Raw genomic sequence first — 16,469 nt, forward strand, 5'->3', positions numbered from 1 at the left:
ATGAGGCAGATCCTCTTCTCGGGAGCCATCGGGCTCTTTCTGACCCTGATCGGCACCCCGCTGCTGATCAAGCTGTTGGCGCGCAAGGGCTACGGCCAGTTCATCCGGGACGACGGCCCGCGCAGCCACGGCAGCAAGAAGGGCACGCCCACCATGGGCGGTATCTCCTTCATCCTGGCCACGCTGATCGCCTACGCCCTGACGAAGGTGATCACCGGCAGCGAGCCCACCTTCTCCGGCGTGCTGGTGCTGTTCCTGTTCGCGGGCATGGGCCTGGTCGGCTTCCTGGACGACTACATCAAGATCGTCAAGCAGCGGAGCCTGGGGCTGCGCGCCAAGGCCAAGATGCTCGGTCAGCTGATCGTCGGTGTCGCCTTCGCGATCCTCTCGCTGAACTTCGCCGACTCCCGGCAGCAGACCCCGGCCTCCGACCGGCTCTCCTTCGTCCAGGACTTCGGCTGGTCCTTCGGCCCGGTGATCTTCGCGATCTGGGCGCTGTTCATGATCCTGGCGATGTCGAACGGCGTGAACCTCACCGACGGCCTCGACGGTCTGGCCACCGGCGCCTCCGTGATGGTCTTCGGCGCCTACACCTTCATCGGCGTCTGGCAGTACCAGGAGTCCTGCGCCAACGCGCAGACGCTCACCAACCCCGCGTCCTGTTTCGAGGTCCGCGACCCGCTCGACCTCGCGGTCGTCGCCTCCGCGCTGATGGGCGCCTGCTTCGGCTTCCTGTGGTGGAACACCTCGCCCGCGAAGATCTTCATGGGTGACACCGGCTCCCTCGCACTCGGCGGCGCGCTCGCGGGTCTGGCCATCTGCTCCCGCACCGAGCTGCTGATCGCCATCCTCGGCGGTCTGTTCGTCCTGATCACCATGTCCGTGGTCATCCAGGTCGGCTCGTTCCGGCTCACCGGCCGGCGCGTCTTCAGGATGGCTCCACTACAGCACCACTTCGAACTCAAGGGGTGGAGCGAGGTCCTTGTGGTGGTCCGGTTCTGGATCATCCAGGGCATGTGCGTGATCGTCGGACTCGGCCTCTTCTACGGGGGATGGCGAGCCCAGTGACACTGGACGTCTCCGACCTCGCCGGGCGGCATGTCACCGTCGCCGGACTCGGCGTCTCCGGGGTCCCCGCGGCGCGTGCGCTGCGGGGCCTCGGGGCCGCGGTGACCGTGGTCAACGGCGTCGACGGCGAGCGGCAGCGCGCCGAGGCGGCCGAGCTGGAGGCGCTGGGGGTCACGGTCCGGCTCGGCGACGGGGACACGTTGCCCCAGGGCACGGACCTGATCGTCACCACGCCCGGCTGGAAGCCGAGCAGCCCGCTGTTCCAGGCGGCCGCCGAGGCCGGGGTGCCGGTGTGGGGCGATGTGGAGCTGGCCTGGCGGCTGAGGGCTCCTGACGCGCCGCCCTGGCTCGCGGTCACCGGCACCAACGGCAAGACCACCACCGTGCGCATGCTGGCCGCCATCCTGGAGGCGGCCGGGCTGCGCACCGCCGCGGTCGGCAACATCGGCGTCTCACTGCTGGACGTGGTCCTCGGCGAGGAGCCGTACGACGTGCTGGCCGTCGAGCTCTCCAGCTACCAGCTGCACTGGGCGCCGTCGCTGCGCGCCCACTCCGGCGCGGTGCTCAACCTCGCGCCGGACCACCTGGACTGGCACGGCTCGATGGCGGCGTACGCGGCCGACAAGGGCCGGATCTACGAGGGCAACAAGGTCGCCTGCGTCTACAACGTGGCCGACCCGGCCACCGAGGACCTGGTGCGCGCGGCCGACGTCGAGGAGGGCTGCCGCGCGATCGGCTTCACCCTCGGCACGCCCGGCCCGTCACAGCTCGGCGTCGTCGAGAACATCCTGGTCGACCGGGCCTTCGTGGAGAACCGGCAGAAGCAGGCCCAGGAGCTCGCCGAGGTCTCCGATGTGAACCCGCCGGCCCCGCACAACATCGCCAACGCCCTCGCGGCGGCGGCCCTGGCCCGCGCCTACGGCGTGCCGCCCGCGGCCGTACGGGACGGGCTGCGCGCGTTCCGGCCCGACCCGCACCGCGTCGAGCATGTGGCGGAGGTGGCGGGCGTGGCCTATGTGGACGACTCCAAGGCCACCAACACCCACGCGGCGCAGGCGTCGTTGGACAGCTTCGAGCACATCGTGTGGATCGCCGGCGGCCTGGCCAAGGGCGCCACCTTCGACGAGCTGGTGGTGGCCTCGGCGAAGCGGCTGCGCGGGGTCGTGCTGATCGGCGCGGACCGTGCCCTGATCCGGCAAGCGCTCGCGCGACACGCGGCAGATGTCCCGGTTGTGGACCTCGACCGGACCGACACTGGGGCGATGGCGGCGGCTGTCCGGGAAGCGGCCCGGCTCGCCCGGCCGGGCGATACGGTCCTGTTGGCCCCGGCCTGCGCCTCGATGGACATGTTCGTCAACTACAACAAGCGGGGCGACGCCTTCGCCACGGCGGTTCGCGACCTGGCCTCCGGCCAGGGTCCGGACGATCAGTAACCCGCCGGTCCCCCGCGCGGACCGCTCGCGCGGGGACCTTGGAGGGGATACGACATGACGGCTGACCAGCCGGCCGCGCCGCGACCCTGGAGGCCCGGCCGCCCGGGCACCGGCCGTGGCGCGCCACGCGCCCAGGCGGCCCCGCGGGCCCAGGCCGATCCGCGGGAGCGCGCGGGCACGCGGGCGCGGGCGGGAGCGCGCCAGGGCGACTCGGCGCGCAAGAGCACGGCCGTGAGTAAAAGCACGGCCGCGCGTAAGGGCGCGACCGCCAGTAAGAACTCCGCCGCCAGTAAGAGCACCGCCGCGCGTCAGGGCGTGGCAGCGCGCGAGGGGACGGCGGCGAGCAAGGGGGCGGCCCCCCGGGCCCGGTCGGCCACCCGCGAGCGGGCCATGCGCCTCACCCGCCCCCGGCGCGGGCCGGGCGCCCCCCGCCCGTCCCGCCGCCCCACCCGCGCAAGCGTGCTGGAGGCGGTGCGCGGGGCGCAGACGCGGGTCAGAAGGGCCTGGGACCGGCCGCTGACGGCCTACTACCTGATCATGGGCGGCAGCCTGCTGATCCTCGTGCTGGGCCTGGTGATGGTCTACTCCGCCTCCCAGATCAAGGCGCTCCAGTCGGGTCTTGCCCCCTCCTACTTCTTCCGCAAGCAGCTGTTCGCCGCCGCGCTGGGCGGCGTGCTGCTGTTGCTCGCCGTGCGCATGCCCATCAAGCTGCACCGCGCCTTCGCCTACCCCCTCCTCGCGGTGTCGGTCTTCCTGATGTGCCTGGTCCAGGTGCCGGGGATAGGGGTGGCGGTGGGCGGCAACCAGAACTGGATCTCCTTCGGCGGCCCGTTCATGCTCCAGCCCAGCGAGTTCGGCAAGCTCGCGCTCGTGCTGTGGGGGGCCGATCTGCTGGCCCGCAAGCAGGACAAGCGGCTGCTGGGCCAGTGGAAGCATCTGCTGGTCCCGCTGGTGCCCGCGGCGGCCATTCTGCTCGGCCTGATCATGCTGGGCGGGGACATGGGCACCGCGATCATCCTCACCGCGATCCTCTTCGGCCTGCTGTGGCTGGCCGGCGCCCCCACCCGGCTGTTCGGCGGGGTGCTCGCCTTCGCCGTGGCGATCGGCGTGCTGCTGATCAAGACCAGCGCCAACCGGATGTCCCGGCTCGCCTGCATCGGGGCCACCGAGCCCGGTCATAATGATCAGTGCTGGCAGGCGGTGCACGGGATCTACGCCCTGGCCAATGGCGGCTGGTTCGGCTCCGGACTCGGAGCAAGTATGGAAAAATGGGGCGAACTACCCGAACCGCACACCGACTTCATCTTCGCCATTACCGGGGAGGAACTCGGTCTTGCGGGGACGCTGTCGGTCCTCGTCCTCTTCGCGGCTCTAGGCTATGCGGGTATCCGCGTGGCCGGACGCACGGAGGACCACTTCGTGAGGTATGCCGCGGGAGGCGTGACCACCTGGATCACGGCCCAGGCCGTGGTCAACATCGGTGCGGTGCTCGGTCTGCTGCCGATCGCCGGGGTCCCGCTCCCGCTGTTCTCCTACGGAGGGTCCGCCCTGCTGCCGACCATGTTCGCGATCGGCCTGCTGATCGCCTTCGCGCGAGCGGAGCCGAGCGCGCGGGCGGCACTGGCCATGCGGCAGCCTGCTTTGTGGAAGAAGCTGGCTCGGGTGAGACGGAAGACGATGAGACGGCGCGTCAAGAAGCGGCCGTCCGGAGAGCGGTGAATTTCGGTGCATGTCGTACTCGCCGGTGGGGGGACCGCCGGCCACATCGAGCCCGCGCTCGCCCTCGCGGACGCCCTGCGCAGGCAGGATCCGACCGTGGGGATCACAGCGCTCGGCACGGAGCGGGGGCTCGAGACCCGGCTTGTGCCCGAGCGGGGTTACGAACTGGGGCTGATCCCCGCCGTACCGCTGCCGCGCAAGCCGACCCCCGAGCTGATCACCGTCCCCGGGCGGCTGCGCGGCACGATCAAGGCCGCCGAGCAGATCCTGGAGCGCACCAAGGCCGACTGCGTGGTCGGCTTCGGCGGCTATGTGGCGCTGCCCGGCTATCTGGCCGCGAAGCGGCTCGGCGTGCCCATCATCGTCCACGAGGCCAACGCCCGGCCGGGCCTCGCCAACAAGATCGGCTCCCGCTACGCCAAGTTTGTCGCGGTCTCCACCCCGGACAGCAAGCTGCGCGGCGCCCGCTACGTCGGCATCCCGCTGCGCCGCACCATCGCCACCCTCGACCGGGCGGCGGTCCGCCCCGAGGCGCGCGCCGCCTTCGGGCTCGACCAGAACCTGCCGACGCTGCTGGTCTCCGGCGGCTCGCAGGGTGCCCGCCGGCTCAACGAGGTGGTCCAGTCGGTCGCCCCGTTCCTCCAGCGGGCCGGAATCCAGATCCTGCACGCGGTCGGACCGAAAAACGAACTGCCGCGCGTGGACAACATGCCCGGTATGCCGCCCTATGTCCCGGTACCGTACGTGGACCGGATGGACCTCGCGTACGCCGCGGCGGACATGATGCTCTGCCGCGCGGGCGCGATGACCGTCGCCGAGCTGTCCGCCGTCGGGCTGCCGGCCGCCTATGTCCCGCTGCCCATCGGCAACGGCGAACAGCGGCTCAACGCCCAGCCACTGGTCAAGGCCGGCGGCGGGCTGCTGGTCGACGACGCGGAGCTGACCCCCGAGTGGGTGCAGGGCAATGTGCTCCCGGTGCTCGGCGACCCGCACCGGCTGTACGAGATGTCCCGGCGCGCCGCCGAGTTCGGCCGCAGGGACGCCGACGAGCTGCTGGTCGGCATGGTGTACGAGGCGATCGCGGCACGCCGCTAGGGCGTACGCGGGGCCGCCCCGGAGGGTGACCTCCGGGGCCCTCGGCCGGAGAGGTGGGGCCGGGGGCAACCGGAGAGAAAGGCGCGAAGCGTGGCCGGAGCGACGACCGCCAGGAGCGGTGCCCGACGGACGCCGCCGCCCGGCCCGCCCCCGCCCGTCATCAAGGCGCGCCGCCGTCTCCGGCTGCCCCGCCGCCGCACCCTGCTGGTGACGGCGGTGGCGGTCGCGCTCCTCGGCTCCGGGGTCACCTGGCTGCTGTACGGGTCGAGCTGGCTGCGGGTCGAGCAGGTGAACGTCAGCGGCACGGCCGCGCTGACCCCGGAAGAGGTGCGCCGGGCCGCCTCCGTCCCGCTGGGCGAGCCCCTGGCCGCGGTGGACACCGACGCCACCGAGCGCAGGCTGCGCGAGCGGCTGCCGCGGATAGCGGAGGTGGACGTATCGCGCTCCTGGCCGCACACCATCGCCGTACGGGTGACCGAGCGCCGGCCCGAGGCGCTGGTCGAGAAAAGCGGCAAGTACGTCGAAGTGGACGAGGAGGGCGTGCTGTTCGCGACCGTCCCACAGGCCGTGAAGGGCGTTCCGCTGCTGGAAGTGGAGGCGGACCGGTCGCCGAGTTCGCGCCATTTCGGGGCGACCAGGCTGCGCCGCGAGGCGGTCGGCGTGCTCGCTCAACTGCCCGAGACGGTCCGGGCGGACACGCTCACCGTGCGCGTCAGGTCCTATGACTCGATCACGCTGGGGCTGACCCGGGGCCGCACGGTCGCCTGGGGGAGCTCCGAGCGCGGGGCTGCGAAGGCCAAGACGCTGACCGCGCTCATGAAGGCGGTGCCGGACGCGGAGCGCTACGACGTCCAGGCGCCGACGGCTCCCGCCGTGTCGCATAGTTGACGTACATAGCGGCAGGCCAGGACCCTGGTTCGCTTGCCCGCTGGGTGATCACATAGGGTGAAAAGAAAAACGGGAGGTTCGGCGTGTTCGTTGAACGCGCGCCACTTGTCGACTTAGTGTCCTGTTCCGAAGACTCCAGGAAACAGAGGCACTGGTAACCCTAAACTTCAGCGTTAGGGTTGGGGTCGGCGATCAGAACCGTCCCATTCGGCATCAGTCGGCGCACCGCGGCAACAGCGGGGTGACGACACGTAACTCGAGGCGAGAGGCCTTCGACGTGGCAGCACCGCAGAACTACCTCGCAGTCATCAAGGTCGTCGGCATCGGCGGCGGTGGCGTGAATGCCATCAACCGGATGATCGAGGTCGGGCTCAAGGGCGTCGAGTTCATCGCGATCAACACCGATGCGCAGGCCCTGCTGATGAGTGACGCGGACGTCAAACTCGACGTCGGCCGTGAGCTCACCCGCGGCCTCGGCGCCGGCGCCAATCCCGACGTCGGCCGCAAGGCCGCCGAGGACCACCGCGAGGAGATCGAGGAGGTCCTCAAGGGGGCCGACATGGTCTTCGTCACCGCGGGCGAGGGCGGCGGCACCGGCACCGGCGGCGCCCCCGTCGTCGCCAACATCGCCCGCTCGCTGGGCGCACTGACGATCGGCGTGGTCACCCGTCCGTTCACCTTCGAGGGCCGTCGCCGCGCCAATCAGGCCGAGGACGGCATCGCCGGGCTGCGCGACGAGGTCGACACCCTCATCGTGATTCCGAACGACCGGCTGCTGTCCATTTCGGACCGTCAGGTGAGCGTGCTCGACGCGTTCAAGTCCGCGGACCAGGTGCTGCTGTCGGGCGTCCAGGGCATCACCGACCTGATCACCACCCCGGGCCTGATCAACCTCGACTTCGCGGACGTCAAGTCGGTGATGTCCGAGGCCGGCTCGGCGCTCATGGGCATCGGCTCGGCCCGCGGCGACGACCGCGCGGTGGCCGCCGCCGAGATGGCGATCTCCTCGCCGCTGCTCGAGGCCTCCATCGACGGCGCGCGCGGCGTGCTGCTCTCCATCTCCGGCGGCTCCGACCTCGGCCTGTTCGAGATCAACGAGGCCGCCCAGCTGGTGAGCGAGGCCGCGCACCCCGAGGCCAACATCATCTTCGGCGCGGTGATCGACGACGCGCTCGGCGACGAGGTCCGGGTCACCGTCATCGCGGCGGGCTTCGACGGCGGTCAGCCGCCGGCCAAGAACCGCGACAAGGTGCTCGGTTCCTACGGCGGCGGCAGCCGTGACGAGGGCCTCGGCTCGGTCGGCTCCAGCGTCGGCCGCTCGTCCTCCGACACCGGCAGCCGGCCGTCCTTCGGCGGGCTCGGCAGCGTCACCCCGCGCGAGGAGGAGTCCGCGCCCGAGCCGGCCCCCGTCGCCGAGGTCCCGCCGGCCCCGATGCCCACCCACCAGGTCCCGCCGGCCCGTCCGTACTCGGACAGCCAGGCCGAGGAGCTGGACGTGCCGGACTTCCTCAAGTGAGCCGTGCCGACATGGCTCCACGGCGATCCTGAAGCGATCCAGAAGTGATAGCGCAACAGCACGACGCGAGCGGCGCGCACTTCGCCTTCACCGACCGGTGGGGCGGGGTGAGCGCCGCTCCGTATGACGAGCTCAACCTCGGCGGCGCGGTCGGCGACGACCCCGCGGCCGTCCGGACCAACCGCGAGCTGGCGGCGAAGGCACTGGGCCTGGACCCGGCCGAGGTCGTGTGGATGAACCAGGTGCACGGCCGGGATGTGGCCGTGGTCGACGGGCCGTGGGGTGACCGCGAGGTTCCGGCGGTCGACGCGGTGGTGACGGCGCGTCGGGGGCTCGCACTCGCCGTCCTCACCGCCGACTGCACCCCGGTGCTGCTGGCCGATCCGGTGGCCGGGGTCGCCGGGGCGGCGCACGCCGGGCGGCCGGGCCTGGTCGCCGGGGTCGTGCCCGCCGTGGTCCGTGTGATGACCGAACTGGGCGCGGACCCCGCCCGCATTCTCGCCCGCACCGGCCCCTCGGTCTGCGGCCGCTGCTACGAGGTCCCGGCGGAGATGCGCGCCGAGGTCGCCGAGGCGGTGCCCGGGGCGTGGGCCGAGACCAGTTGGGGCACTCCGGCGGTGGATGTGCCCGCCGGAGCGCGCTCCCAACTCGTGCGCGCGGGCGTGCCGGTGGGAGATCACCCCCATATCTGCACGCTGGAATCCGCGGACCACTTCTCGTACCGGCGCGAGCGCACCACGGGGCGGCTCGCGAGTTATGTCTGGTTGGACGGCTGAGCTGTGACGGACCGCAGAACGGAACTGGCCGAAAATCTCGCACGCGTGGAGGAACGTATCTCCGCGGCTTGTGCGGCTGCCAACCGCAAACGTGAAGAAGTCACGTTGATTGTGGTGACCAAGACCTACCCGGCGAGCGATGTCCGGCTGCTCGCGGAACTCGGCGTTCATCATGTGGCGGAGAACCGCGACCAGGATGCCGCCCCGAAAGCGGCCGAATGCGCCGACCTTCCGCTGATTTGGCACTTTGTCGGGCAATTGCAGACCAATAAGGTGCGATCGGTGGCCAGTTATGCCGATATGGTGCAATCTGTCGACCGCAAGCGGCTGGTCGGCGCGCTGTCACGCGCGGCGGCGGGGGCTGGCCGTGAACTCGGCTGTCTGATTCAGGTGGCCCTCGACGCCGAGTCGGGGCAACAGGGAGAGCGGGGAGGTGTCGCCCCGGACGGAGTGGAGGCGCTCGCCGAGGCGGTGGCGGAGGCTCAGGGGCTGCGGCTGGACGGGCTGATGACGGTGGCCCCGCTGGCCGGACCGTACGAGGGGCGGCCTCGGGCCGCCTTCGATCGGCTGATGGAAATCTCATCCAGCCTGCGCGTGGCCCATCCTGCTGCGAACATGGTCTCGGCGGGGATGAGCTCGGATCTCGAGGACGCGGTTGCGGCCGGAGCGACACATGTGCGCGTCGGCACGGCGGTGCTCGGAGTCCGACCCAGGCTCCGGTAACGTCGCGAAGAAGTTGGACCACAGCAGAAAATATGGTCATTCCCGCCAAAAGGCGGGCAGGCCGCGTGGATCCAAGGCATCCGGTGGCGGAGCCGATCCACCACAGAGCGGAGGACGCAGAGAATGGCCGGCGCGATGCGCAAGATGGCGGTCTACCTCGGCCTCGTGGAGGACGATGGGTACGACGGCCGGGGATTCGACCCCGACGACGAGTTCGAGCCCGAACCGGAGCCCGATCGGGATCGTCGCAGGCATCAGGTGGCGGAAACCGAGCCGAGGCCGGAGAGGAGCGAATCTGTACGAGTCGTCCATCCTCCGGCGCAGCGTGAACCCGCCCCGCTCACAGTGGAAACCGGACGACCCGCGCGAATCGCCCCCGTGGCATCCATCACACCTGAACGCCAGAACTTGGAGAAGAACGCGCCGGTGATCATGCCCAAGGTCGTGTCCGAGCGAGAGCCGTACCGCATCACCACGCTGCACCCCAGGACCTACAACGAGGCCCGTACTATCGGGGAACACTTCCGTGAGGGCACTCCGGTGATCATGAATCTGACGGAGATGGACGATACGGACGCGAAGCGACTTGTCGACTTTGCGGCCGGACTCGTCTTCGGCCTCCATGGGAGCATTGAGCGGGTGACTCAGAAGGTGTTCCTGTTGTCTCCTGCTAACGTCGATGTCACGGCGGAGGACAAGGCCCGTATCGCAGAGGGCGGGTTCTTCAACCAAAGCTGAGACGCAACACGGCAACACCGAGTCATCCACAGGCCGTACGGCCGGGCACGAACAAGGGGAGAGGGACCGGCGGGATGGACATCGCACTGCAGGTGATCTACATCGCGCTGTATTGCTTCCTGATCGTGCTGATCTTCCGGCTGGTGATGGACTACGTCTTCCAGTTCGCCCGCTCATGGCAACCCGGCAAGGCGATGGTGGTCATCCTGGAGGCCACCTACACTGTCACCGATCCGCCACTGAAGCTCTTGCGGCGGTTCATCAAGCCGCTGAAGCTCGGGGGTGTGGCGCTCGACCTGTCCTTCTTCGTTCTGATGATCATCGTCTGGATCCTGATCAACGTCGTGCGCAATTTTGCGAGCAGCGTGTGAACGATACGGTCTTGCCGATTGCCGACGACTACGTTGAGGTGAGTTAGAGATGCCGTTGACCCCCGAGGACGTGCGGAACAAGCAGTTCACGACCGTCCGCCTCCGAGAAGGCTATGACGAGGACGAGGTCGATGCCTTCCTCGACGAGGTCGAAGCCGAACTGACCCGTCTGCTGCGCGAAAACGAGGATCTGCGGGCCAAACTGGCCGCCGCGACCCGGGCCGCCGCGCAGAGTCAGCAACAGAACATGCGTAAACCGCCGGAACAGCAGGAGCGACCCGGCGCCCCCGTCCCCGCCGCCATATCCGGACCGCAGCCCGTGCCGCCCGGCCAGCAGCAGATGGGTGGCCCGCCCCAACTTCCGGGCGGTGCCCCGCAGCTGCCGGCGGGCCCCATGGGCCAGGGCGGACCGGGTCCGATGGGTCCGGGTGGTCCCGGCCCGATGGGCCAGGGCGGCCCGATGGGTCAGGGCGGTCCCATGGTCCAGGGTGGGCCTATGGGCCAGGGTGGTCCGATGGGTCAGGGTGGGCCGATGGGCCAGGGCGGCCCGATGGGTCAGGGCGGCCCCGGTCCGATGGGCCAGGGCGGTCCGATGGGCCCCGGTGGCCCCATGGGTGGTCCGATGGGCGGCCCCGGCGGCCCGCAGCTGCCGCAGCCGGGCCAGGGCCCGGGCGGCGACAGCGCCGCGCGCGTGCTCTCGCTCGCACAGCAGACCGCCGACCAGGCGATCGCGGAGGCCCGTTCCGAGGCCAACAAGATCGTCGGTGAGGCCCGCAGCCGCGCCGAGGGCCTGGAGCGCGACGCCCGCGCCAAGGCCGACGCGCTGGAGCGGGACGCGCAGGAGAAGCACCGCGTCGCGATGGGCTCGCTGGAGTCCGCGCGCGCCACGCTGGAGCGCAAGGTCGAGGACCTGCGCGGCTTCGAGCGCGAGTACCGCACCCGGCTGAAGTCGTACCTGGAGAGCCAGCTGCGCCAGTTGGAGAACCAGGCCGACGACTCGCTGGCCCCGCCGCGCACCCCGGCGACCGCCTCCCTGCCGCCGTCCCCGTCCATGACGGGCTCCATGGCCTCGGCCGGCGCGAGTGCGATGGGCGGCCACACCATGGGCGGCAACCAGCCCATGGGCGGCCACACCCAGGGCGGCGGCGCGCCGTCCTACGGCGGCCAGCAGCAGATGTCCCCCGCGATGACCCAGCCGATGGCACCGGTGCGGCCGCAGAGCCCGCAGCCGATGCAGCAGGCGCCGAGCCCCATGCGCGGGTTCCTCATCGACGAGGACGACAACTGACGCGGCGGCGCGCGGCGTAGCGCGCAGCGCGTAAGGGTCGGCAATCAGACGGGTCGGGCCCGGGAGCGATGCTCCCGGGCCCGACCCGTGTCGTGCGCCTGAACCGGCGCCGCTCTCGCGGACTGGGGTGCGTAACCGTATGCACGCGGCTCCGCCGCATGGTGGGGGCCGAAGCCCCGGCCCCACCACGATGTCCGCGCCGAAGACGCAACCATCAATTGCGTAACCCATACGGCGAGCAACCAGGTCCGCGAGAGCGGCGCCGGTTCAGGCGCAAAAGGGGGCTACGCCTTGCGGAGGCGGAACGTGAGGCCCAGCGCCGCGTCGGCGAACTCCTCGCCGTAGCCGGAGTCGCCGTCACCGGATGCGAAGTCCGTCGCGAGGACCTCGTCCGCGATCAGCGCCGCGTGGTCGGTCAGCGCCGTACGAACCTCTTCGTCGGCCGTGCTCCAGCGCAGCGCGATCCGGTCGGCCACGTCGAGGCCGCTGTTCTTGCGGGCCTCCTGGATCAGCCGGATCGCGTCACGGGCGAGCCCCGCGCGCCGCAGCTCCGGGGTGATCTCCAGGTCGAGGGCCACCGTGGCGCCCGAGTCGGAGGCGACCGACCAACCCTCGCGCGGCGTCTCGGTGATGATCACCTCGTCCGGGGACAGCGCGACCGTCTCGCCGTCCACGACCACCGACGCCGTCCCCTCGCGCAGCGCCACCGACAGCGCGGCCGCGTCCGCCTCGGCGATCGCCTTGGCGACCGGCTGGGTGCCCTTGCCGAAGCGCTTGCCGAGGGCACGGAAGTTGGCCTTCGCCGTGGTGTCGACAAGCGAGCCGCCGACCTCGCTCAGCGAGGCCAGCGAGGAGACGTTCAGCTCCTCCTCGATCTGCGTGCGCAGCTCCGCGGAGAGCGACTCGAAACCGGACGCCGCGACCAGCGCGCGCGACAGCGGCTGGCGGGTCTTGACCCCGGACTCGGCGCGGGTCGCGCGGCCCAGCTCGACCAGCCGGCGCACCAGCGTCATGTGCGTCGAGAGGGCGGGGTCGACCTGGCCCTCGGCGACCTCCGGCCACGAGGCGAGGTGCACGGACTCCGGGGCGTCCGGGACGACCGGGACGATCAGGTCCTGCCAGACCCGCTCGGTGATGAAGGGGACGAGCGGGGCCATGAGCCGGGTGACCGTCTCGATCACGTCGTGCAGCGTGCGCAGCGCGGCCGCGTCGCCCTGCCAGAAGCGGCGACGGGAGCGGCGGACGTACCAGTTGGACAGGTCGTCGACGAAGCCCGACAGCAGCTTGCCGGCGCGCTGGGTGTCGAACGCCTCCAGAGCCTGCGTCACCTGGTCGGTCAGCACGCCCAGCTCGCTCAGCAGCCAGCGGTCGAGCAGCGGCCGGTCGGCCGGGGCCGGGTCGGCCGCGCTCGGGGCCCAGCCCGAGGTGCGGGCGTACAGGGCCTGGAAGGCGACCGTGTTCCAGTAGGTGAGCAGCGTCTTGCGGACGACCTCCTGGATGGTGCCGTGGCCCACCCGGCGCGCGGCCCAGGGCGAGCCGCCGGCGGCCATGAACCAGCGGACGGCGTCCGCGCCGTGCTGGTCCATGAGCGGGATCGGCTCCAGGATGTTGCCCAGGTGCTTGGACATCTTCCGGCCGTCCTCGGCCAGGATGTGTCCGAGGCAGACCACGTTCTCGTAGCTCGACTTGTCGAAGACGAGCGTGCCGACCGCCATCAGGGTGTAGAACCAGCCACGGGTCTGGTCGATGGCCTCGGAGATGAACTGCGCCGGGTAGCGCTTCTCGAAGATCTCCTTGTTGCGGTACGGGTAGCCCCACTGGGCGAAGGGCATCGAGCCCGAGTCGTACCAGGCGTCGATGACCTCGGGGACCCGAGTGGCCTCCAGCTCGCAGCCCTCGGCGGTGCAGGTGAAGGTGATCTCGTCGATGAACGGCCGGTGCGGGTCCAGTCCGCTCTGGTCGGCGCCGGTGAGCTCGGAGAGCTCGGCGCGGGAGCCGACGACGGTGAGGTGGTTCTCCTGGCAGCGCCAGATGGGCAGCGGCGTGCCCCAGTAGCGGTTGCGGGACAGGGCCCAGTCGATGTTGTTGTTCAGCCAGTCGCCGTAGCGGCCGTGCTTGACCGAGTCGGGGAACCAGTTCGTCCGCTCGTTCTCGCGCAGCAGCGCGTCCTTGATCGCGGTGGTGCGGATGTACCAGGACGGCTGGGCGTAGTAGAGCAGCGCGGTGTGGCAGCGCCAGCAGTGCGGGTAGCTGTGCTCGTACGGCACATGCCGGAACAGCAGGCCGCGGGCGTCCAGATCGGCCGTCAGCGCCTCGTCGGCCTTCTTGAAGAACTGGCCGCCGACAAGCTCCAGGCCTTCCTCGAAGGTGCCGTCCGGGCGGACCGGGTTGACCACCGGCAGGCCGTACGCGCGGCAGGTCAGCAGGTCGTCCTCGCCGAACGCGGGGGCCTGGTGGACCAGGCCGGTGCCGTCCTCGGTGGTCACGTAGTGGGCGTTGACCACGAAGTGCGCGTCGCTCTCGAAGTTCACGAGAGAGAAGGGGCGCTGATACGTCCAGCGCTCCATCTCGGCGCCGGTGAAGGCCTGACCGGTCGCGGTCCAGCCCTCCCCGAGCGCCTTCTCCAGCAGCGGCTCGGCGACGACCAGCTTCTCCTCGCCGTTCGTGGCGACCACGTACCGGACCTCGGGGTGCGCGGCCACGGCGGTGTTGGACACCAGCGTCCAGGGCGTGGTCGTCCACACCAGCAGCGCGGCCTCGCCCGCCAGCGGTCCGGAGGTCAGCGGGAAGCGCACGAAGACCGAGGGGTCGACGACCGTCTCATAGCCCTGCGCCAGCTCGTGGTCGGACAGGCCGGTACCGCAGCGCGGACACCAGGGGGCGACCCGGTGGTCCTGGACCAGCAGCCCCTTGTTGAAGATCTCCTTCAGCGACCACCACACCGACTCGATGTACTCGGGGTTCATGGTCCAGTACGCGCCGTCGAGGTCGGTCCAGAACCCCATGCGCTTGGTGAGCTCGGCGAAGGCGTCGATGTGCCGGCCGACCGACTCGCGGCACTTGTCGTTGAACTCGGCGATGCCGTACGCCTCGATGTCCTGCTTGCCGCTGAAGCCGAGCTCCTTCTCGACGGCCAGCTCGACCGGCAGGCCGTGGCAGTCCCAGCCCGCCTTGCGCTCGACGTGATAGCCGCGCATGGTGCGGAAGCGCGGGAAGACGTCCTTGAAGACGCGGGCCTCGATGTGGTGGGCGCCCGGCATGCCGTTGGCGGTCGGGGGGCCCTCGTAGTAGATCCACTCCGGCCGCCCCGCCGACTGCTCGAGGCTCCGGGCGAAGATCTTGTTCTCCCGCCAGAAGTCGAGCACGGCGTGTTCGAGAGCGGGCAGGTCGACCTGGGCGGGCACCTGGCGGTACTGCGTCATCGGATTCTTCCTCCGGCGGACACGTGCTGGTTGCGTTCCGTCGGAGGGACGAGAGCTCGCGCTCCCGCGGTACCACCCTCCTTGGCCGGGAGCGCCTTGAAGCTCCTGGCCCCCTCATTGGGGTCGCGACGCCGGTTCTACTGGCCCTGGGCGGGCGTTCTTCCGGCGGCTCCGGGGTGATCCTTCACATCGCGCTCGCCCCCGGGCTCGCACCGTCCCCGGGTCGCTCATGGCTGCGTACGACGCTACTCGTCCCCTTCCACGCCTTTCGCTTCGCCCAGTGTACGGGTCCGGGCGGTGTCGGGCCGACCGGTTTCCGGGCTGCGCCGACTGAGGTACGGGCCGCCCGGGCGGTGACCCGAATGGCGATACGCCGGGTGCCGGAGTCCGCCCGGCCGGGGCGTCACCACGCGGTACCGGTTCATGGCCGGATTACCGGGCGGGCGGTGGGGCACAACCGATGAGACCGGCTTGTCCCGCGGGCAAGCCGGGCGAATCGGGCGGCGTGCCCCGTTGCCCCGTGGCTGGAGTCGATTTATCGTTCCGGAACGATTCGCGTGCAAGATCACAATATGTGAAGGGGCCGCGGCCATGGTGGCTAGGAAGACCGCCGTGAAGAAGAGCACGGCGAAGGCGACGAAGGCCGCGACCGCCGCCACGGCGGCCGAGAAGGCCGCGAAGAGTCCGGTGGGGAAGAAGACCGACGCCAAGAAGGCCGACGCGAAGAAGGACGTCAGGAAGGCCGACGCCAGCAAAGCGGACACCAAGAAGGGCGCGACCAAGAAGACCGCCGCCAAGAAGACCGCCGCCGGGACCGAGGCCCGCGGGGCCGCGGCGAAGAAGAGCACAGCCAGGACCACGGCCAAAGCCACAGCCAAGAAGGCCGCACCGGCCGAACAGGCGGTGCCCGCGAAGAAGACGGGAGCCAGGAAAGTGGTTGCTAAGAAGACTCCGAGCGGTGCGCCGGCCGCGAAGCAGGCCCCCGAGGCGCCCGGCGCCGTCCCCAAGGCCCGCGCCGGCGCCGTGGCCGCCACCGACCTCGCCGTACGCCCGGGCGAGGAGCCCTGGTCGCCGGAGGAGGTGGCCGAGGCGCGCGCCGAGCTGCTGACCGAGGCCGGACGGCTGCGCACCGAGATCCTCGCCTCCGAGGAGGCGATCAGCGGGCTGATGCGGGACTCCGGGGACGGCGCCGGCGACGACCAGGCCGACACCGGCACCAAGAACATCACCCGCGAGCACGAGCTGGCCCTGGCCGGCAACGCCCGCGAGATGCTGCACCAGACCGAGCGCGCCGTGGAGCGGCTGGACGCCGGGACGTACGGGCTGTGCGAGAACTGCGGCAACCCCATCGGCAAGGCCCGGATGCAGGCGTTTCCCAGGGCCACTCTCTGCGTGGAGTGCAAGCAGCGGCAGGAGCGGCGCTGACCGCTTG

General features: G+C 70.7%; 13 protein-coding genes. 12 read left to right on the forward strand and 1 reads right to left on the reverse strand.

The annotated features are described in order from the left end of the window. From mraY to ACH4S9_RS06435, 11 genes are all read left to right on the forward strand, one after another. Complete coding sequence (mraY, locus tag ACH4S9_RS06385; RefSeq protein WP_311724739.1) at positions 1-1,068, forward strand: phospho-N-acetylmuramoyl-pentapeptide-transferase; 1,068 nt, start codon at positions 1-3, stop codon at positions 1,066-1,068. Then, a complete protein-coding gene (gene murD / locus ACH4S9_RS06390) occupies positions 1,053-2,501 on the forward strand; it encodes a UDP-N-acetylmuramoyl-L-alanine--D-glutamate ligase (RefSeq protein ID WP_398370147.1) in 1,449 nt (482 codons plus the stop codon). Before mraY ends, murD begins: the two co-directional genes overlap by 16 nt. A gap of 390 nt (positions 2,502-2,891) precedes the next feature. Beyond that, the gene (gene ftsW, locus ACH4S9_RS06395) at positions 2,892-4,220 is read left to right on the forward strand and encodes a putative lipid II flippase FtsW (RefSeq protein ID WP_394816766.1); all 1,329 of its coding nucleotides are present in this window, start codon (positions 2,892-2,894) and stop codon (positions 4,218-4,220) included. Between the two features lie 6 nt (positions 4,221-4,226). Next, positions 4,227-5,315, forward strand: coding sequence for an undecaprenyldiphospho-muramoylpentapeptide beta-N-acetylglucosaminyltransferase (gene murG, locus ACH4S9_RS06400; protein ID WP_311724743.1), 1,089 nt, complete (start codon positions 4,227-4,229; stop codon positions 5,313-5,315). 90 nt (positions 5,316-5,405) lie between these two features. Beyond that, the gene (locus ACH4S9_RS06405) at positions 5,406-6,203 is read left to right on the forward strand and encodes an FtsQ-type POTRA domain-containing protein (RefSeq protein ID WP_311724744.1); all 798 of its coding nucleotides are present in this window, start codon (positions 5,406-5,408) and stop codon (positions 6,201-6,203) included. Positions 6,204-6,480: 277 nt separating this feature from the next. Then, complete coding sequence (gene ftsZ, locus ACH4S9_RS06410) at positions 6,481-7,719, forward strand: cell division protein FtsZ (protein ID WP_311724745.1); 1,239 nt, start codon at positions 6,481-6,483, stop codon at positions 7,717-7,719. A gap of 44 nt (positions 7,720-7,763) precedes the next feature. Further along, positions 7,764-8,495 (forward strand): peptidoglycan editing factor PgeF, encoded by a 732-nt coding sequence (gene pgeF / locus ACH4S9_RS06415; protein WP_398370150.1) that lies wholly within the window; start codon positions 7,764-7,766, stop codon positions 8,493-8,495. Positions 8,496-8,498: 3 nt separating this feature from the next. Further along, positions 8,499-9,218: a YggS family pyridoxal phosphate-dependent enzyme gene (locus tag ACH4S9_RS06420; RefSeq protein ID WP_398370152.1), complete on the forward strand. Its 720-nt coding sequence runs from the start codon at positions 8,499-8,501 to the stop codon at positions 9,216-9,218. 123 nt (positions 9,219-9,341) lie between these two features. After that, positions 9,342-9,956 carry a cell division protein SepF gene (locus tag ACH4S9_RS06425; RefSeq protein ID WP_311724748.1) on the forward strand — a complete coding sequence of 205 codons (615 nt, stop codon included), beginning with the start codon at positions 9,342-9,344 and terminating at the stop codon, positions 9,954-9,956. A gap of 74 nt (positions 9,957-10,030) precedes the next feature. Next, positions 10,031-10,327 carry a YggT family protein gene (locus tag ACH4S9_RS06430; protein ID WP_311724749.1) on the forward strand — a complete coding sequence of 99 codons (297 nt, stop codon included), beginning with the start codon at positions 10,031-10,033 and terminating at the stop codon, positions 10,325-10,327. A 49-nt stretch (positions 10,328-10,376) separates the two neighbouring features. Continuing rightward, the gene (locus ACH4S9_RS06435) at positions 10,377-11,615 is read left to right on the forward strand and encodes a DivIVA domain-containing protein (RefSeq protein WP_361191141.1); all 1,239 of its coding nucleotides are present in this window, start codon (positions 10,377-10,379) and stop codon (positions 11,613-11,615) included. A gap of 284 nt (positions 11,616-11,899) precedes the next feature. Here ACH4S9_RS06435 and ileS read toward each other — a convergent pair whose 3' ends face one another. Then, positions 11,900-15,037, reverse strand: a complete 3,138-nt coding sequence (gene ileS, locus ACH4S9_RS06440; RefSeq protein ID WP_398370155.1) for an isoleucine--tRNA ligase — start codon at positions 15,035-15,037, stop codon at positions 11,900-11,902. Between the two features lie 591 nt (positions 15,038-15,628). Here ileS and ACH4S9_RS06445 point away from each other — a divergent pair. Further along, on the forward strand, positions 15,629-16,462 hold the full coding sequence (locus tag ACH4S9_RS06445; protein ID WP_398370157.1) for a TraR/DksA family transcriptional regulator: 834 nt from the start codon (positions 15,629-15,631) through the stop codon (positions 16,460-16,462). Positions 16,463-16,469: the final 7 nt, after the last annotated feature.

This window comes from Streptomyces sp. NPDC021225 (assembly GCF_044332865.1).
Lineage (GTDB): Bacteria > Actinomycetota > Actinomycetes > Streptomycetales > Streptomycetaceae > Streptomyces.

Excerpts from the sequence above, each read along its gene's own strand:
- mraY (WP_311724739.1), top strand. The coding sequence starts at position 1 with ATGAGGCAGATCCTCTTCTCGGGAGCCATCGGGCTCTTTCTGACCCTG.
- murD (WP_398370147.1), top strand. The coding sequence starts at position 1,053 with ATGGCGAGCCCAGTGACACTGGACGTCTCCGACCTCGCCGGGCGGCAT.
- ftsW (WP_394816766.1), top strand. The coding sequence starts at position 2,892 with ATGCGCCTCACCCGCCCCCGGCGCGGGCCGGGCGCCCCCCGCCCGTCC.
- ACH4S9_RS06425 (WP_311724748.1), top strand. The coding sequence starts at position 9,342 with ATGGCCGGCGCGATGCGCAAGATGGCGGTCTACCTCGGCCTCGTGGAG.
- ACH4S9_RS06430 (WP_311724749.1), top strand. The coding sequence starts at position 10,031 with ATGGACATCGCACTGCAGGTGATCTACATCGCGCTGTATTGCTTCCTG.
- ACH4S9_RS06435 (WP_361191141.1), top strand. The coding sequence starts at position 10,377 with ATGCCGTTGACCCCCGAGGACGTGCGGAACAAGCAGTTCACGACCGTC.
- ileS (WP_398370155.1), bottom strand. The coding sequence starts at position 15,037 with ATGACGCAGTACCGCCAGGTGCCCGCCCAGGTCGACCTGCCCGCTCTC.
- ACH4S9_RS06445 (WP_398370157.1), top strand. The coding sequence starts at position 15,629 with ATGGTGGCTAGGAAGACCGCCGTGAAGAAGAGCACGGCGAAGGCGACG.